Here is a 17348-nt window from a genome sequence, read left to right as displayed (position 1 = left end):
TATGAATAAGTTCCCTGTTTTATGTAGGAAATGTAAGTGAAATATCCCATAAAATATTGAATTTATTTAATAAAATTAACTGGCACGCCTATTGCTTAGTAATGTCGAAATCAACAAAGTGCCGCATTGCTTGCGGTGGGATAGCAGGAGGCTATTCCGTTGAGCCGAATGTGAAAGGAAAGAAAATGCCTACGATTACAACAAACACTGCTGCGAACTCGGCGCTGCGTTTTTTGAACGCAAACTCGACCGCTTCCGGAAAAGCTATCTCCAAACTGGCGAGTGGCTCACGTATTGTTACTGCTGCTGATGATGCAGCAGGTCTGGCAATTGGAACAAGATTGCGCGCAGATAGTTCGGTGCTGCAGCAGGCTTCTGTCAATGCGGCGCAAGGTGCTGCTGTCATGCAGGTCGCTGATGGTGGCCTGGGGCGAATTGCCGATGTTCTTATTCGTATGAAGTCTCTTGCCGCTCAGTCCCTTTCTGGTGTGCCGACAAACACTGAGCGTGGATTTATTAATGCTGAGTATAATCAGTTGATTTCGGAAATATCTGGGATGGCTGCGAGTACCCGCTTTAACGGAGAGTCCCTGCTGGATGGAACAGGTACGCAGTTTGGTGCCGGTACTGTGAATTTCTTTGTCGGCGTTACCACAGCCGACGTTATTGCGGTGAATATCGCATCACTTTCTGCAACAGCATCAGATTTTACTGCTGGATCGCTTGCTACAGGGGGGACCGCAATCAGCGCCACTTCTGTGTCAACGGCGGCATCCGCTACTACAGCTATGGCATCTGTCGACTTGGCAATTAATGAGGTCTCGGAAGCTCGGGCGAACCTTGGGTCAATCATTTCCCGCTTTGAGTTCCGGGGGCAGCAGGTTGCAACATCGAAGGAAAATATCGATGCCGCCAAATCGTCCGTTATGGATGTGGATCTGGCAGCGGAGCAAAGCAGGCTGGTTTCTTCTCAAGTATTGGTTCAGGCTTCGGTGTCAGCCTTGTCTCAAGCTAACCAGTTGCCTCAGACGTTACTGTCGCTATTGCAGTAACACTAACAGATCTTTTGCATTCGGTTCAAATGGAGGTGCCAGGTATGGGGCCTCCATTTCATTTTGTGGTAAACACCTTCCTTGGATCGTTGCTAGCCTGTATATTCTTTATGTCTTGTGGGAATTTTATTAATCTCTCAGTGAGGTGCCGATGCTGCCATTATTTCAGCCAGATTTCCCGTCTACAGAAGAGCTTGTTCCTTTCTTGAAGAGAATAGAACTCTCGGGCCAGTATAGTAATTTTGGCCCTTTGGTGTGTGAGTTTGAGAAGTTAATTGCCGAGAAATTTTCTCTGTCCGAAAATGGAGTTGTTACTGCGAGCAATGCGACTGCGGCCTTAACTGAGGTGCTCCGCTTGCTGGTGGGCGAAAAACCGCTCGACGAACCGGCTTATTGCCTGTTGCCTGCCTGGACCTTTGTTGCCACAGCTCAAGTCGTGGTTTCGGCAGGATTGATCCCTTTGTTTGCCGATGTCGACCCGATAACCGGAGTCCTCACGCCTCAAATCGCAGAAGAAGCATTGTTGTGCAAGGCCTCCCGACAAATTCGGGTCGTATTGCCTGTGGCTCCTTTTGGTTATCCGGTTGATGCCCGGGAGTGGGATGAGTTCGTGACAAAACACAAGCTGCCCGTTGTAATTGATGCAGCGGCCTCTTTTGATAAGGTCACTCCAGGGAAAGTGCCAACAATTATCAGTTTGCATGCAACAAAGTCGCTCGGGATTGGTGAGGGGGGGCTGGTGCTGAGCGGTGACAGTGATTTACTCGTGCGTTTGAAACATGCAACGTCTTTTGGATTTGCAGGCTCTCGTGTTGCGTCGTCACTTGGTGTAAACGCCAAGATGAGCGAATTTCATGCCGCAGTAGGATTGGCGCAACTGAAGCGCTGGCCCGAAATCAGAAAGAGATTGTTTGAGGTCCGGGCGTGGTATGATGATTTTTTATACAAAATTGATGGGCTTTCAGTGTTTCACAATGGTGAAACCGGAGCAACAAGCACAATGAATTTGGTCAGCAGGGATTATCCTGCTCGTAAAATTATTGACGGACTTGAACGGGCTGAGGTTGCAGCCAGGATCTGGTGGGAAGATGAGTTGTATCGCAATCAAGTGTTTGGGCGGAGTTGTATCGGCAAACTTCCTGTGAGTGAATATTTATATCACCATGTTTTTGGGGTTCCCTTTTTCTCGACAATGACACGTGCCAATGTCAGCAGAGTATGCGGTGAGCTTGAGCGAATTCTTGACGCCCCAGCTAGGCAACAATTGCCGACCGGTGGGTGCGCTGGGCAATAATTGCCGACTGTGCTGGGTCGAAATTTCCACATTGCCATGGTTAATAATGGGTTAATTTAAGGAATATCAATTAGTTATGGTTTTTGGTGAAGTTGGCATTGTTTTTGCTTTTATGAGGGGTAGGATACGATTTTCAGGAAGAGATGAAATATCCGGATCGTCAGGAAGACGATTTTAGAGCCTTGATCAGGAGGATCAAGGTGTAACATACTTCAAGTAGAAGGATTAAAATTATGCCTGTAGTTGCTACAAACACTGCTGCGAACTCGGCCATTCGCTTTCTTAACAACAACTCAGCTGCTGCCGCAAACTCCGTAAGTAAACTTTCTTCCGGGTCCAGAATTGTGCGTGCTTCTGACGATGCTGCCGGCTTGGCAATTAGTACGAAACTTACCTCAGATTCCACCGTGTTAAAACAGGCTGCGACCAACGCCTCTCAGGCTGCTTCTGTTTTGCAGGTTGGAGATGGTGCTTTGGCACGTATTGCTGATGTTCTGCAACGTTTGAAAGCTCTGGCTGCCCAGTCTTCGTCCGGTGTGATCTCTGATACAGAACGTGGTTATATTAACGCAGAATATCAGGCGTTGAATACTGAAGTTGGAGATATTATTACCTCTACGACCTTTAACAATCAGCAAATTGTCAACACTTTTAGTCAGAGTTTTTTGGTTGGGGTTTCTACATCTCATACTATTGCCATTAACCTGAATACCTTGACTGCTGTTGCTGGTCCTGGTGGTACTGTATCGACGACGGCTGGTGCTACGGCCGCTATCGGAGCTGTTGATGGGGCTATTCAGAACCTTTCGACTCAACGAGCAACACTTGGTGCGTATATTTCTCGCTTTGAGACCCGTGGTCAGGCGATTGCGACCTCTATCGAGAACATTGATGCAGCGAACTCTGCAATTAAAGATGTGGATTTGGCTGCAGAACAGAGTAAACTGGTATCTAACAACGTGCTTGTACAGGCGGCTGTGTCTGCTCTGTCTCAGGCGAACCAGATTCCTCAGCAGCTTCTGCGAGTGCTGCAGTAAGCTAAACGATATTCTGGGGTGGGCGTATCTCCACCCCAGAATATTACTTTTTTGATTTGAGTATTTTTTTAGAAAGGGAGGTGTGATGTGTCTGACTTGACAATTTCAAGCCCTTTCGTGCGTGTTTCAACACCAGCTACTGCTGCCGCATCACCTGCTCCCGTTGCTCGAGTGGGCGCAACCAGAAAGAGTGTATCTCCTGTTGCAGAGGCCGAGGCCAAAATTCCGCTCAGGTCGAAGGGTGAGGCTGTAGTTCCCCAGAAGGCCAGTCTCTCTTCTTCAGCCCCAGCGGCGACAGCAAATATTCTTACCTTTCGGGATAATGACACTGGACGACTTATTATCAAGCTTGTCGATAAAGATAATAATTCAATTATTACTGAATTTCCGAGTCAAAGTATGCTCAGCAATTATCCAAAAATTAATACTAATCCTGTACAAATACGTACAGTGGATGAGAAAATCTAGAACCATTCTTTTGTTCTGGAAGGATAAACATTATGGTAAGTACAGGTACTTTAAGTTTCGTGAATGGGTCCCCAACCCTGTCCGGGCAATACTCTGGCTTTGACACAAATGCGATTATTGAGGCTTCGCTACTTGCCAAAAGGCTACCTGCGGTACGTCTTGAGTCTACCATTGAGAAGAATGATTTAAAAGCAAAGGCATACTCTGAGCTTTCTTCGCTACTAGCTAAGCTGCAGACGGCATCCTCCTCCCTCCGTGGCCCTACAGGGAGCTTGGGGGCAAATAGTAATATCTTTGAAACGAAGGCTGCATTTCTTACTTCTGGTAATACCAATGTTGCAACCAGTCTTGTCGGTGTGAGTGCACAAAATACGGCTGCAGCGGGTGTGTATGATCTGGAAATATTAAGAATTGCAAAGGCCAATAAAATATCTTCGGGTACTGTTACTGATGCGGCGGCCGCTCAAGGCGTTACAGATACAATTACGATTGGAGTGGCTGGAGGGGCAACAAAAGATGTCACAATTACGCCTGGCTCGAGCTTAAATGATATCGCTGCTGCAATTAATGCGGTTAAGGGGGATACAAAAGTTAGGGCAGCTGTAATTAAAGTTGCAGATAATGATTTCAGGTTGGTTCTTACTGCAGAAGAAACCGGTAAGGCTATTACACTCTCTGGAGTGTCAGGTGAGTTCCTTACTGCTTATGGTAATGGTGCTAGCCTATCGGAATTGGAGCCTGCTCAGACTGCCCAGATAAAGCTGGATGGTATTGCGACAGTTATCGAGCGGACGAGTAATGAGGTCACAGATGTTCTCGATGGGGTTACATTCCAGCTATATAAGGCAGACGTAGGGAATCAGATTAAGGTCGAGATTCAGAATAATCTTGGATCGGTAAAAGAAAAGATTGCTGAATTTGTTCAGGCTTATAACGACCTGCGTGATTTAGTGACAACCCAAAGAGACTATGATCCTGCCAGTTCAACTTCTTCTAAACCTATCCTGTTCGGTGATGACATTCTGCGTGGTGTTGAGCAAAAGCTCTTTGGAAATATATCTGCTGGGGCCTTTGGCCTCTCTAATACGGTGCTCAGTACATTTGGCGCAGTAGGTATATCTGTTGATGGAAGTAATAAGTTAAAAATAGATGACGCAAAACTTGATGATGCCTTGCTGACAAAGCTTGACGAGGTCCGCAATGTTTTTGAATTTGGGTTCACATCAGATTCTCAGGAGTTGCGTATTCTCGCCAGAACTAGGGCAGTGAATGTTGATAATTTTGAGTTGAATATTACTGTTGATGGTAGCGGTACGATTACTGGTGCGTCTGTTACAGGTGAAGGAAATGTGTTTGATGTCTCTGGTAATACGCTTACAGGTAAAGTAGGCACTGCTTACGAAGGATTTAAGCTAGTTTATACAGGGACGGCCTCTACGTCGATTCAGGTGCAAACCTCTTTAGGTATTGCGGAAAGTATATATCAGACTCTCGAAGAATATGTTGCACCAAGCGGCCTGATTGCAAGTAAGTTGTCTGACTTAACCGCTTCGAATACGTCGTTGAATGAAAAAATTGTGGCAATAGATAGCAGGCTAAGTGTTTATCGACTGTTTTTATTGGATAAATACTCAAGGCTTGAGCAATCCTTGGCCCAGGCAGATGCTATGAAAAGACAGTTAGAAGCTGCTGCGAATGCTCAAAAATCATAAGAGATGTTGTGAGTTTTTTTGGGTTAATGGAATTAGCTAAGTCGTTTTTACGATTTGGAGGAGGTACATGTATAAAACTCCATACAGTACAAGTGTTTATGGTCAAGCTTCTCACAACGTTAGCCCTTTAAAAGCAGTTGTGATGCTTTACGAGGGGATGATCCGCTTGATACGTGAGGCGAAGCTTGCTGATCAGGAGCATCGTTTTGAAGATCGTTTTAAGGCTGTTGAGAAAGCTTCAAGGGTATTATTGGGCTTGCAGGGACAATTAGATTTTGAAAATGGAGGAGAGATCTCTCCTATATTGCATGAGTATTACGATAGTTTGTTTATGAGGATGATGCAGATTAACTCTCGGAACGGGCAATCTGTTGCTGACGATGTAATAGCTGGACTTGTCGAAATGAAACAGTCATGGGAACAGGTTCGTGATCAAAGCGAACAAGAGCGGCATGCATCAATGCAAAAAGCCACAACGTATGGAATAGACAACGTGGGGGATGCGGAAAAGAACAGGGCTAAAATTGTTATCTGATTCACTCTATATTTAAGGTTGTAGCTTAACGTATTATGTAAAATATATTATCTAGGAAAATGTGTCTCATTATCTAGTTGCAAGGCAGCTTTCCCCTTTATTCTCGTTTCCAAGATTAATCCCGACAGCATGTGGTCTGGGGAAGCGAGCTAAAGCCTGCGAATAAAATTTTTCGGTTCTTATTTTACAATCATTGATGATCGTTACCTTGGGAGTAGCTGTGGCTTTTAAAGGCGGAATATGATAACGCTTGAGAGTGAAACCTTGTTTGCTTTCAAGCGGGTAATATGGGGTGGTAATTTTCTCTGTACATGATTTTTAGGAGGGGTGTTGGGTGAGGCCAGGAGGGAAATTTAACTATAAAATCGAAATTGCTGCTGAAAATGTAATGCAATTTTTGAATAATCAACGATTCCCAGAAGCTTTCGAAATCTCCGATAGATTTTTAAAACGTAAACCAGTACACCCGGTATTTGTCTTTTCTCAGTCCATCAAGTTTTTACTTGATGGGAATACGTCAGTTTTCCGCGAAATTTTTGATGGCGTTTCTCGTCTCAAGTTTGTTCAGCATCTTGATTACTACAATTTTGGCGTATTTTTCCAAACAGCAGGGGCTTTTGATCTTGCTGCGGAATGTTTTGATTTTTGTCTTCGCTTGAAGCCTGATTTTATTGAAGGATGGATTCAGCTCGGTAATTCTTTCCAAGAAATTCAAGAGACGGAAACTGCCCTTGGCGCATATTTATCAGGCTTAGCTGAAGACAAGGATAATTTTATTTGCAACCAGTTGGCTGCGGGATGTTTTAAAAATTTAGGACACGAGGATAAGGCTCTAGAACATTATCGAATTTGTTATGAGAAGAGGCCGCTTGATAGCAACTGTCGTTGTGATGTGGCAAAATGTCTTATTCAGTTAGGACGCTTGGAGGAAGCAGAATACGTCGTCTCCAATGATCTGGGAAAAGCGACTAATCGCGAGAAGGATTTACTGGTTCTGAGTAAAATATATAAAGATAGAGGTGACAAGGATAAGGCCTTAAAGCTTGCTGCTGCGGCTTACGAGGCGAACTCTGATAACCTTCATGTCTTAAAGGTTTTTGGGGTTCTCCTTGCTGATAATGCGATTAACAACGAAGCAAAAGGCATCTTGAAGAAGGCGATTATTCGGGATCAAGAGGATGCAGAACTGTTGTTTAATTATGCGGTTGCATGTCAGCAGCTAAATGAATTTGTAGAAGCAGAGATTTATTACAATAAAGCGATTGCCAAGAAACCTGGATATCATGAATGCTATAATAATATCGGGTTTGTATATGAACATCTTGGCGAGAGCAAAAAAGCGATTGAGTATTATCGAAAAGCTTTAGAGTTCGCCCCGGAGAAAAGTGAATATCACAGTAATGTTTTATTCACCCTGCTGCAGACACCAGGTAGTGATCCTGTCGAGCACTATAACGAAGCGCGGGATTGGCAACGACTGCACGCTGCGACTGGGGACCAAAGAGTAAAAGAATACAATTTCCCCAAAAATAAAGACACAAAACTCAGGATTGGCTATATCTCCGGGGATTTTGGTGATCACGTCGTGAGCTATTATTGGCTGCCTATTGTTAAGCACCATAATCGTGAGAAATTTGAAATTTACCTTTACTCCCAAATTGAAAGAAAAGGGAATATCTCTGAAACCGTTACCAAGGAGATAAAAGAAAACTGTGATCAACTCGCCTATGTCGCGGATCTGAGTGATGCCGATCTCTCTCAAAAAATTGTTGATGACGGTATTCATATTTTGATTGATCTATCTGGTCATACTTCAGGCAATCGTTTGAAGGCTTTAAGCCGGAAACCGGCCTCCGTCCAGGCGACCTATATTGGATATCCTGGAACGACCGGGCTTGATTCTATCGATTATTTTATTACCCAGGCTATCACTGTGCCGCTTTCAGACGCAGATCTGTTTTCCGAGAAGTTGGTTCATCTTCCCGGGATCACGAGCTATAATGTCAGAAAAGGGGCCGAGAATATTTCAACCAAGCCTTTGCCATTCCAAGAAAACGGGTATGTAACCTTTGGTAGTTTCAACCGTTCACATAAGATTTCAAAAAACTGTATCGAAACCTGGGCACGTATCTTGGAAAGGGTACCGGACTCACGTCTTCTGGTTAAGCGTAGTGGCGCAGAGGGAGATCACTTTACGGAGCAAATGCTTGCGAGCCTGAAAGCTGTAGGGGTAGACCGGGAGCGTTTGATATTCAGAGAAAGAGGGGACTATCTCGAGTATCTAGAAGAAATCAATGAAGTTGACATCGGCCTTGATACTTTCCCGTTTAATGGTGCGACGACATCTCTTGATATGCTTTATATGGGACGAGCTTTTATTGCCCTTAAGGGAGGGCGTGCACTACAAGAGAATATCGGGGCCTCTCTACTCAGATACTTTGGGCATGAAGAACTGATTTCTCATGATATTTCCGAATACATTAACAAGGCAGTGGGGATTGCCGAGAGACTTCCTCATCTTGATAACGTTCGTTTGGACTTAAGAAAGACGTACAAAGAGGAAATTGCAGGCAGTGGCAAACGCTCCTGTTCAGCTCTGGAGCAGGCTTACACGATAATGTGGGATAGATACTGTAAGGGGCAACAGAATGAGCATATTGTAATCGAAGGATGATATTCTCATGTCTATTACGATAAGATTTTTTCTATGTTCTTCGCCTTTGTATCGGTATTCGGAATGCTAAATGTATGAAAAGTAGATATAAAGAACTCATTTTACCTGGCGGATCGAATGAAGCACTCTCTTATAAAAGCAAGGTCGATGGCCTCGGGCGAGAAGTTATTGGGTCGTCTTGCATCGTTAACGATCCTGCCGCAAAGTATTATGATTCCTGGGTATATCTGCCTTCAATAAATGATGATAATTTCTTGGCACAGCTGCAGAAGATCGTTGCTGATTACCAGGTCTCGTCAATTTTTTGCCCTCATGCTGTTATTTATAAAAAAATTGCAGAGATACGTGCTTCTGGGAAGCTCGATGTTGCTTTTTCAAATGCTCCACCATGGGAAGTGGAAGTGAACCACATTCGGTCACTTTACCGCTCGGCAAAGGAGGTCAGTGAGCTGGCAGCATCTCTTCGAGACCGGGGGAGTACAGGTTTACCGTTGCTTGAGGAAATTGCTGGATTGTTGATGTATTCAGGGATTATTCCTGGAATGACATCAGATGAAAAACTGGCTGCTTTTATTTCAATTTATCCGGAATTACCAACCGGAGATGTTGTGGAAATCGGAGCCTATCGGGGGCGATCGAGTTATTTTCTAGCCTGGGCATCGCAAAAATATTCTGTTGGAAATGTACTTGTTGTCGATCCCTGGGATCTGGACCATGCCCGCCAGGAAAGCTCTCCAGAAATCATCCAGGACCGTCAAGGGGAACTGGTGAAATGGGAACCCGTTTTTGAAGGTTTCCTTGCGGCTTTGTCCCCCTTTATCGGTGGTATAAATTATTTACGAATGCCTTCCACTGAAGGAGCCGCACTTTATCGAACAAATGCAGAAGTCACGTCTCCTCTTATGGGGACGACTAAGTATAGTGGTCAAATTGCGTTAATTCATATTGATGGAAATCATGATTATCACATGGTCTTACAGGACTGTGCAGCATGGCTGGATATGGTCATGCCCGGAGGGTGGATCGTTTTTGATGATTATATCTGGTTGCATGGAGACGGACCGCGCCGGGCAGGCGATGAGTTTTTGATCGCAAATGCGGATAGAATTGAACGTAGTTTTGTTTGTGATAAATCCCTGTTTATCCATCTCATTACATAGCGGTGGCTGGAGAAATGCCCGAGAGGAACAAGAAGATGAAAGTTGCAATCATGCAACCATATTTTTTTCCTTACATCGGTTATTATCAATTGATTCAAGCAGTTGATGTTATTGTGATTTATGACAATATCAAATATACAAAAAAAGGCTGGATCAACCGAAACAGATATCTGCTGAATGGCAGGGACCAGTTGTTCTCGCTTCCCTTGAAGCGGAATTCCGATTTTCTTGATATTCGTGAGAGGGAAATCGCTGAAAGCTTTGAGCGCGATAAGCTTTTGCAGAGGATTAAGGGGGCTTATCGAAAGGCGCCATTCTTTCAAGAGACTTTTGGTTTGATTGAAGAAACAATTGGTTGCGAGAAAATAAATCTATTCGATTTTTTGCATAACTCACTTCTCAAGACCTGTTCTTTCCTCGGGATCACGACGGAGGTTGTTATCTCCTCGACTGTGAACATTGATCACAATTTGCAAAGCCAGGACAAAGTTCTGGCTTTATGCAAAGAACTTGGGGCGGCGACCTATTTTAATCCTGTTGGTGGACAGGAACTTTATTCCAGAAAGGCCTTCCAGGAGCAGGATCTCGAGCTGTATTTTCTCAAACCCGAGCTTTTCAGTTATCGGCAATTTGATGATCCGTTTGTACCTTGGTTGTCGATCATTGACGTATTGATGTTTAACTGTCTCAACGATGTACAAGGTTATCTGAAATCCCGATTTGAGTTGCTATAATATTTTCAGAGTGAGTATTTGACGCATGTACAGATGGAAAAAACATGGTCTTGTCTTTCGCCCGCAGGAGGTTGAAGGCCGCCCCTGGATGTCATCTTTTGCGCAAGGTCCAGCAACGCTGATTTTTGATGATTATGTGCGTGTGTATTTTTCCTGCCGTCCCGAAGCTGATGCGCAGAGGCAATATGTCAGTTATTCGGCATACGTTGATCTGGATCGGAAAAACCTTTCTCGGATAAGGCATGTCAGCGAAAAACCGATCCTGGAACTGGGGGGCTTGGGAACATTTGACGAGTTCGGAGTCTATCCCGCAAGCGTCATTCGTAGAGACGACGAGACGATCCGGCTTTATTATGGTGGCTGGACCCGTTGTGAATCCGTCCCTTTTAATGTGGCTATCGGCTGTGCGCAAAGCGACGACGACGGGAAAACCTTTACCCGCTTGGGGCCAGGACCTGTCCTAGGATATTCAGCTGACGAACCTTTTGTAATCAGCGGTCCCAAGATTCGAAAATTCAATGAGAAATGGTGTCTCTGGTACATTGCGGGCCGAAAATGGAAGATGGTCGATGGTCGTGCCGAGCCTGTTTACAAAATACGAATGGCAACTTCTGATGATGGCCTTTCCTGGAACAAGCTGAATAAAGATCTGATTGAAAGCCGTGTGGAAGAGGATGAAGCGCAAGCCAGTCCGGATGTGTTTTTTGCTAACGGCAAATACCATATGTTTTTCTGCTACCGATACAGCAGCCATTATCGGGGGAAGGAATTCGGTTATCGAATTGGGTATGCGTCAAGTTCTAATTTAACAGATTGGATCCGGGAAGATGACAAGGCCGGTCTTGATATCTCGGTCGAAGGCTGGGATTCCGAGATGGTAAGCTATCCACACGTCTTTGAGCTGGATGGCAGGGTTTATATGTTCTATCTCGGAAACGATGTTGGGAAACAGGGGTTCGGATTGGCTGAACTGGAAGGTACCTTGTGACGAAACTAGAGAGGAAGATGAGGTGGGTAAAGAGAGGGAAAATTTTCGATCCCACGGACCACAAGTTACCAAATGGTTGTACGCAATTTGCCCAATCGCCACAGGCTCTTGTCTTTGATGATTATATCAGGATTTACTTTTCGACACGGGTCGTTGACAAACAGACAGCAAAATATCTGAGCCATGTCGCTTTTGTCGATATGGATAAAAACTTTAAGGAAATTATCAAGGTCTCAGACCAGACAGTTCTTCCTTTGGGAGAACTGGGGTGCTTTGATGAGCATGGTATATTCCCGATGAATGTCGTGCGCTGGGGAGATCTTGTTTATGGCTATACCTGTGGATGGAGCCGCCGAAGATCCGTGTCTGTAGAAACGGGGATTGGGTTGGCTGTAAGTGATGATTCTGGTCTTACATTTCAACGTTATGGCAAGGGACCGATCTTGTCCGCCTCATTAAGAGAGCCTAGCCTGGTTGGAGATGGATTTGTCAAGGTGGTCAACGGGGTCTTTCATATGTGGTACATGTTTGGTACTGGCTGGAAGGAATACACACCCAATACCTTTGCTGACCGGACGTACAAAATTGGGCACGCTGTTTCGAAAGATGGTATTAACTGGCAAAAAGAAGAAGGGCGCCAAATTATTGTCGATCAATTGGGGCAGGATGAAAGCCAGGCCCTTCCCTCTGTTGTGGAGATAGAAGGGCGGTTTCATATGCTCTTTTGTTATCGTCATTCTTTTGATTTCAGACAAAACAAAAATAGAGGATATCGCTTGGGTCATGCCTATTCCGATGATCTCAAGAACTGGATACGCGATGACGATATGCTTACTCCGGGGATTGGTGGTGATGGGGAGTGGGATTCTGAGATGCAGTGCTATCCCCATGTTTTTGACTGCGATGGGAATATATTTCTACTTTATAATGGTAATGAGTTTGGTCGCTGTGGCTTTGGACTGGCTGTTCTGGAACGATGAATAAAGCTGTCGTTTATCATCAGAACCGGGCGTCATATTCAGAAGTACTCGTTCATTTTCAGCTCTGCGATGATGCTTTTATTCCCCGTTTGAGTGATCGGGTTGTCTTGACTGACTATACGCAAAAAATTGTGAAGCGCGCTGTAAGGTTCGAGGCTTGGGCCGAGGGGCGGCTTGTGGGAATGATTGCGGTTTATTGTAATGCAGTTGAAGTAGATACTGCGTATATTACCAGTGTCAGTATCTTGTCGGAATTCCAGGGAAAAGGGATTGCTTCAGAGCTGCTTGGCCAGATTTGTGATCGAATGAGAGAGTTGGGATTTGCTGCAATCGAACTGGAAGTTTCAGAGGATAATCTGCGGGCGACAAATCTTTATCGGCGACATGGTTTTGAGCTTAGGGACAACAGGAAAAACTCTATTGTCATGCACTTGAATTTGTTAAAGAAGGCTGATCATGAAAAATGAACGCGATTATGATGCGGAATTGAAGGACGCAGCAGGACATCAATACGCCTATAACTTTGATTTCGATGTTATGCATCCCTTTATGATCAAATCTTTTGCGCCTTTCTTTGCCCCCGGAAGCCTATTGGAACTGGGAAGTTTTAAAGGTGATTTTACCCGTAGGTTTCTTGATTATTTTACGGATATTACTTGTGTCGAAGCTTCAGTAGCGGCAATTTCTGAAGCAAAAAAGCGGCTTCCTGGGAAGGTCCAGCATATAGAATCTCTATTCGAAGACGCTTCTCTTCCCAAAAAATACGACAATATTGTGATGACACATGTGCTGGAACACCTTGATGATCCAGTGGCTGTGTTGAAAAGAGTCAATAACGAGTGGTTAAATGACAGTGGAAAATTTTTCCTTGTTTGTCCAAATGCAAATGCCCCTTCAAGACAGATAGCTGTCAAGATGAAATTGATTTCGCATAACGCGGCTGTAACGCCTGCTGAAGAAGCGCATGGACATCGTTGTACCTATAGCCTTGATACTCTGGAAAGGGATGCTGTTGCAGCAGGATTAAGGGTTGTTTACCGATCAGGGATTTTTTTTAAAGCCCTGGCAAATTTTCAATGGGATCAACTGTTACAAACAGAAATTATTACAGAGGCGTACCTGGAGGGATGCTATCAGTTGGGGCAGCAGTATCCGGACCTATGTTCCAGCATTTTTCTGCTCTGTGAAAAAGGAGAACCAGCCTCTTAAAAAGGGCTGCCAGGTGAGTTGATATTTTAGCATCATCTCTTCAGGATCAATCAGTCAAATTTTTCTGTAATCTATTAATAAAATTAATGTTTATATGTTGTGACGGACATTGTAGTCCTCTGAACTAAGGATATGCTGCCACGCCATCTGGCGCTGAGTGTCGATCAGGACCGGTGCCCGCATATTAACTGTTTTACGTAAGCCGTCGGCAGTCTGTCTAAGCGTGGTGATCAGCATGATTGCGACGTTTTCAGGGGCAATTGCATATTGCTGAATTGCACCAGCAAGATCTGTATCACTGATCAGGCCACTTTGTAGATCGTAGGGCTTCAATATAAAGGTTAACTCAGCTTCCTGGATTGATTGCATGAGCGTGAAGCCCTCCAGGACGGGGTGAACCGGGACAGTAAGGCCAAATTCCTTGTATTCAGAAAACCCGACGACCCCCTGCGGCATTTTGATTGCGCGATCGCGATCCAGCTCCATCACGCCGAAACGGGTTTTCAGGGTAATAATATTCTTTGATGCTTCTACGGTTTTCGGCATTGTTGTTCCGACGAAATCCTGCGCTTTGTAATTAGGACTGATATTCAGCATAATGGGCCTTCCCGTTACAATAGGCAACCATGATTAACGAATGGTAAGCGTGACTTCACAAAGACTTATCGGATGTAGTTTAGCAAGGTGGTTTCATTGATCCTGGTAAGGCTGATATAAGAAGCTTGGAGTTGCACCTGATCAAAAGCCAACCTGCTGGTTGCTTCGGCGATATCTACATCTTCAATGCTGGATATCGTGTTTTGTACATAGGTCTTGTAATCGGCGTGATTCTTTTTTGAACTGTCGAGAACGGAGAGTTGCGCCCCGATCTGGCTGCGCATGGAAGATATCCCGTCCAGTGACTGCTGCAGAAGGTTATAGGCCTCTTGCAGGACAGAGGTGTCATCATTAAGGCCAGCATATTCAACATAGGAAAGGCCGCGAAGCAGTTTTTCAATAGCAGGATCATCACCTGTGATGCCATAGGCAAGGGTCGTGTCCTGATCAATCCGGTTACCCAATTTGACATTGTCACCCTGATAGTAATCAAAATCAGCTGTAAACACTCCCGGGAGACCAGCCTGAGGGGTATAGGCAACATCGTTGACATCAATGGGGGGAGTGTCAGTTAAGCTACCTGAAAAAAGATAACGTCCTTCATGTTGCGCATTGAACACAGCGGTTAACTCTGAACGAAACCCCCGTGCAAATTCTTCAAAAGGAATTTCCTGGATGTTGGAACCATTCAGACCGTTCAGGATATCCCCGAGCAGTTTTGTAATACGCTCAGTCGCCGTTGTTAGATTCGTTTCCATAATTTCCAGTCTGGTTTCTGTGGACTGGACATTTTTCTCAAACTGAGTTGTACGTATGTTGTCGCGTTGCAGGCTGACCAATTCCAGAGACTGCAAGGCAATATTGGTATATTCTTGGGTAACCTTGCCGCTGGAAATTTGCACGGTTCTATCAGAAACCTTGGCCTGTGTGGAGGCCATGTTTGCCTGCAGGACCTGGTTTTGGGCATAGCTGGATACACGAATCATGTCTTTATCTCCTAGGCCAGCTCGATAACGGTGTCGAACATTTCACCTGTAATCTGTATTACTCTTGCCGCGGCGTTGTAGGCGTTTTGAAAGACCACCATATTGGCAAGTTCTTCGTCCATATTAACGCCGGACTCGTTTTGCATCTTGACCTGGAGGTCTCCGGTCAGAGTGGATTGAAATTGCAGAGCGTTATTTGACGCCTGTGCAGTTGTTGCGCTGTAGGACAGCATAACCCCTGCATATCCAGCCAGTGTTGTGGTGCTTCTGCTGGGGCCGTTTGTAATGCTGTCAAAGACTTCGTTTTTTTCAAAAGCTGCCGCCAGTTCTAGGGCAACTTCGTTATTCCCGCTGCCTAATTGCAGCACTGGTGGTGTGCCTGTCATCTTGCCGCGGGATATCGTTGATGGATCTGCAACGATGTCGCTACGTACCCTGAAACTGGTGGAAATACCATTTTGCAGTCCCTGCCCGGCTACTGCAGGAGTGGCTGCTGTCAGTTCTGGTGTTACATAAAAATCGTTTAGGCCAAAAAAATTGGAAAAACCGCTGTAGTTCTCGGTTGTACCATCAAGATTTGCATCATATTGCACGACACTGTCCCCCTGATTGGCGACAGTTCCCGCATCTTTCATTGCAAAACGGACATTGCTGTTCAGCTTGATTTCGAGACGGCCATTTGCATCAAATTGAGCGGTGCCATTTGCGCCGAGAAACGCATTTATCTGCCCTTGAACAGCGGCAGGTGTCGTCGCGCCCGCTACAATCGTTCCCATACCGCCGACCATCACCCCATTGGCATCAAGGAGGACCATGTTGACATCGTCACTGAGCGTCATGGCTTGGGCGGTGTTGGCGAAGCTCCTGGAACTCAGAAGCGTTGCTGGATCAGAGGCGGCGGTTCCCTTTCCCAAAGGGGTATTCGCTCCACGGTTATGGGCAAGGTTGACTGCGTCGCGCAGTTTGGCGCTCATTAAATCTAGTTGATTGGTGACCGATGGTAATGTGACATCACGTGCTTCGAAAAGGGCGGCGAGCTTTCCACCAGTCAGTCCGGCAGTAATGTCATTCGCGGTAGTGGGATTTCCTCCGGCATTAAAATGAATGCCGTCGAGTGCTGTTGGATAGGTCTCGTTTGCGGTGATGTATGTTGTCTGGCGGAAAGAGAGTTCAGCAGTATAGGCCCCGCTGACAAGGGTGTTGCCACTTCCCGTCAGAACGTTTATTTGACCGCGATCTGTCTGGAAGTATTGGATGTCCACGTATTGCGCCAAGCTGCTTATCGCCTGGTCGCGTTTGTCTTCAAGATCGCCAGTTGGAAGACCCTGTGCTTTCTGACCAGGTATCGTGCCATTGATCTCTGCGATAATGCCCATCTGGACTTTCATATCTTGCAGAGCCTGTGAAATTTCAGCATCGGCGCGAATACGTTCCTGCTGGACAGTATTTGCCATATCCCGAATACGGCTTGCCAGCTGATTGGCATCATTTACAGCAGAAAAATGGTTAGAGGAAATTTCAGGATTATTTCCAATATTCTCCAGAGAAGTGGCGAATTTATTGACCAGATCGCCCAAAGCATTTTTGTTAGCGACGGTGCCGAACATTTGCTGAATGCGACTAAGGTAATCATTTTCGGTCTTGATACCGCTCAGTCGTGTATTTTCTTCCCTGAAATCTCTTTGCAACAGCGTGTTAACGCTACGCTGGATTGTATCAGCAGTAACGCCTGCGCCGATACCTGCAATAACCTGGGTTTCCTGAACCAGTACCTTGCGGGAGTAGTTCGGATTGTTCAGGTTGGCCAGGTTGGTCGAAGTAATCGCCAGGGCGCTTTGATTGACCCTTAGACCACTTAGAGCATTGTTCAGAGCAAGAGATAACGACATGATGTCCTCGACTTCAGCTGTTCAGTTTCACAG

The 17348-nt window shown here is 45.3% G+C and carries 16 protein-coding genes; 13 read left to right on the top strand and 3 right to left on the bottom strand.

Annotated features, from left to right (window positions below; translation table 11 throughout):
- Positions 1-185 precede the first annotated feature (185 nt).
- The 13 genes from O4H49_RS06970 (at position 186) to O4H49_RS06910 (ending at position 13843) form a co-directional block, all read left to right on the top strand.
- The gene (locus O4H49_RS06970) at positions 186-1052 is read left to right on the top strand and encodes a flagellin (protein WP_269422711.1); all 867 of its coding nucleotides are present in this window, start codon (positions 186-188) and stop codon (positions 1050-1052) included.
- A gap of 151 nt (positions 1053-1203) precedes the next feature.
- On the top strand, positions 1204-2346 hold the full coding sequence (locus tag O4H49_RS06965; RefSeq protein WP_269422710.1) for a DegT/DnrJ/EryC1/StrS family aminotransferase: 1143 nt from the start codon (positions 1204-1206) through the stop codon (positions 2344-2346).
- A 233-nt stretch (positions 2347-2579) separates the two neighbouring features.
- On the top strand, positions 2580-3383 hold the full coding sequence (locus O4H49_RS06960) for a flagellin (protein ID WP_269422709.1): 804 nt from the start codon (positions 2580-2582) through the stop codon (positions 3381-3383).
- A gap of 87 nt (positions 3384-3470) precedes the next feature.
- The gene (locus O4H49_RS06955; protein ID WP_269422708.1) at positions 3471-3851 is read left to right on the top strand and encodes a flagellar protein FlaG; all 381 of its coding nucleotides are present in this window, start codon (positions 3471-3473) and stop codon (positions 3849-3851) included.
- Between the two features lie 32 nt (positions 3852-3883).
- Complete coding sequence (gene fliD / locus O4H49_RS06950; RefSeq protein ID WP_269422707.1) at positions 3884-5563, top strand: flagellar filament capping protein FliD; 1680 nt, start codon at positions 3884-3886, stop codon at positions 5561-5563.
- Between the two features lie 67 nt (positions 5564-5630).
- Positions 5631-6098, top strand: coding sequence for a flagellar export chaperone FliS (fliS, locus tag O4H49_RS06945; protein WP_269422706.1), 468 nt, complete (start codon positions 5631-5633; stop codon positions 6096-6098).
- Positions 6099-6432: 334 nt separating this feature from the next.
- Entirely contained in the window at positions 6433-8772 is a 2340-nt protein-coding gene (locus O4H49_RS06940; RefSeq protein WP_269422705.1) for a tetratricopeptide repeat protein, read from the top strand.
- A 74-nt stretch (positions 8773-8846) separates the two neighbouring features.
- Positions 8847-9932 (top strand): class I SAM-dependent methyltransferase, encoded by a 1086-nt coding sequence (locus tag O4H49_RS06935; RefSeq protein ID WP_269422704.1) that lies wholly within the window; start codon positions 8847-8849, stop codon positions 9930-9932.
- A gap of 35 nt (positions 9933-9967) precedes the next feature.
- Positions 9968-10666, top strand: a complete 699-nt coding sequence (locus O4H49_RS06930) for a WbqC family protein (protein WP_269422703.1) — start codon at positions 9968-9970, stop codon at positions 10664-10666.
- Between the two features lie 25 nt (positions 10667-10691).
- A complete protein-coding gene (locus O4H49_RS06925) occupies positions 10692-11654 on the top strand; it encodes a hypothetical protein (RefSeq protein WP_269422702.1) in 963 nt (320 codons plus the stop codon).
- A gap of 17 nt (positions 11655-11671) precedes the next feature.
- On the top strand, positions 11672-12634 hold the full coding sequence (locus tag O4H49_RS06920; protein ID WP_269422701.1) for a hypothetical protein: 963 nt from the start codon (positions 11672-11674) through the stop codon (positions 12632-12634).
- Positions 12631-13101: a GNAT family N-acetyltransferase gene (locus O4H49_RS06915; protein ID WP_269422700.1), complete on the top strand. Its 471-nt coding sequence runs from the start codon at positions 12631-12633 to the stop codon at positions 13099-13101. Before O4H49_RS06920 ends, O4H49_RS06915 begins: the two co-directional genes overlap by 4 nt.
- Positions 13091-13843 carry a class I SAM-dependent methyltransferase gene (locus O4H49_RS06910; protein ID WP_269422699.1) on the top strand — a complete coding sequence of 251 codons (753 nt, stop codon included), beginning with the start codon at positions 13091-13093 and terminating at the stop codon, positions 13841-13843. Before O4H49_RS06915 ends, O4H49_RS06910 begins: the two co-directional genes overlap by 11 nt.
- 90 nt (positions 13844-13933) lie before the next feature.
- On the opposite strand, the gene fliW is transcribed toward O4H49_RS06910, so the two are convergent.
- From fliW to flgK, 3 genes are all read right to left on the bottom strand, one after another.
- Complete coding sequence (gene fliW / locus O4H49_RS06905; RefSeq protein ID WP_269422698.1) at positions 13934-14440, bottom strand: flagellar assembly protein FliW; 507 nt, start codon at positions 14438-14440, stop codon at positions 13934-13936.
- 65 nt (positions 14441-14505) lie between these two features.
- The gene (locus O4H49_RS06900; RefSeq protein ID WP_269422697.1) at positions 14506-15426 is read right to left on the bottom strand and encodes a flagellin; all 921 of its coding nucleotides are present in this window, start codon (positions 15424-15426) and stop codon (positions 14506-14508) included.
- Between the two features lie 11 nt (positions 15427-15437).
- Positions 15438-17315, bottom strand: a complete 1878-nt coding sequence (flgK, locus tag O4H49_RS06895; protein ID WP_269422696.1) for a flagellar hook-associated protein FlgK — start codon at positions 17313-17315, stop codon at positions 15438-15440.
- Positions 17316-17348 lie beyond the last annotated feature (33 nt).

It is taken from the genome of Kiloniella laminariae (genome assembly GCF_027214005.1).
In the GTDB taxonomy this organism is placed as follows: domain Bacteria; phylum Pseudomonadota; class Alphaproteobacteria; order Kiloniellales; family Kiloniellaceae; genus Kiloniella; species Kiloniella laminariae_A.
This window is presented reverse-complemented; position numbering and strand designations above follow the sequence as displayed.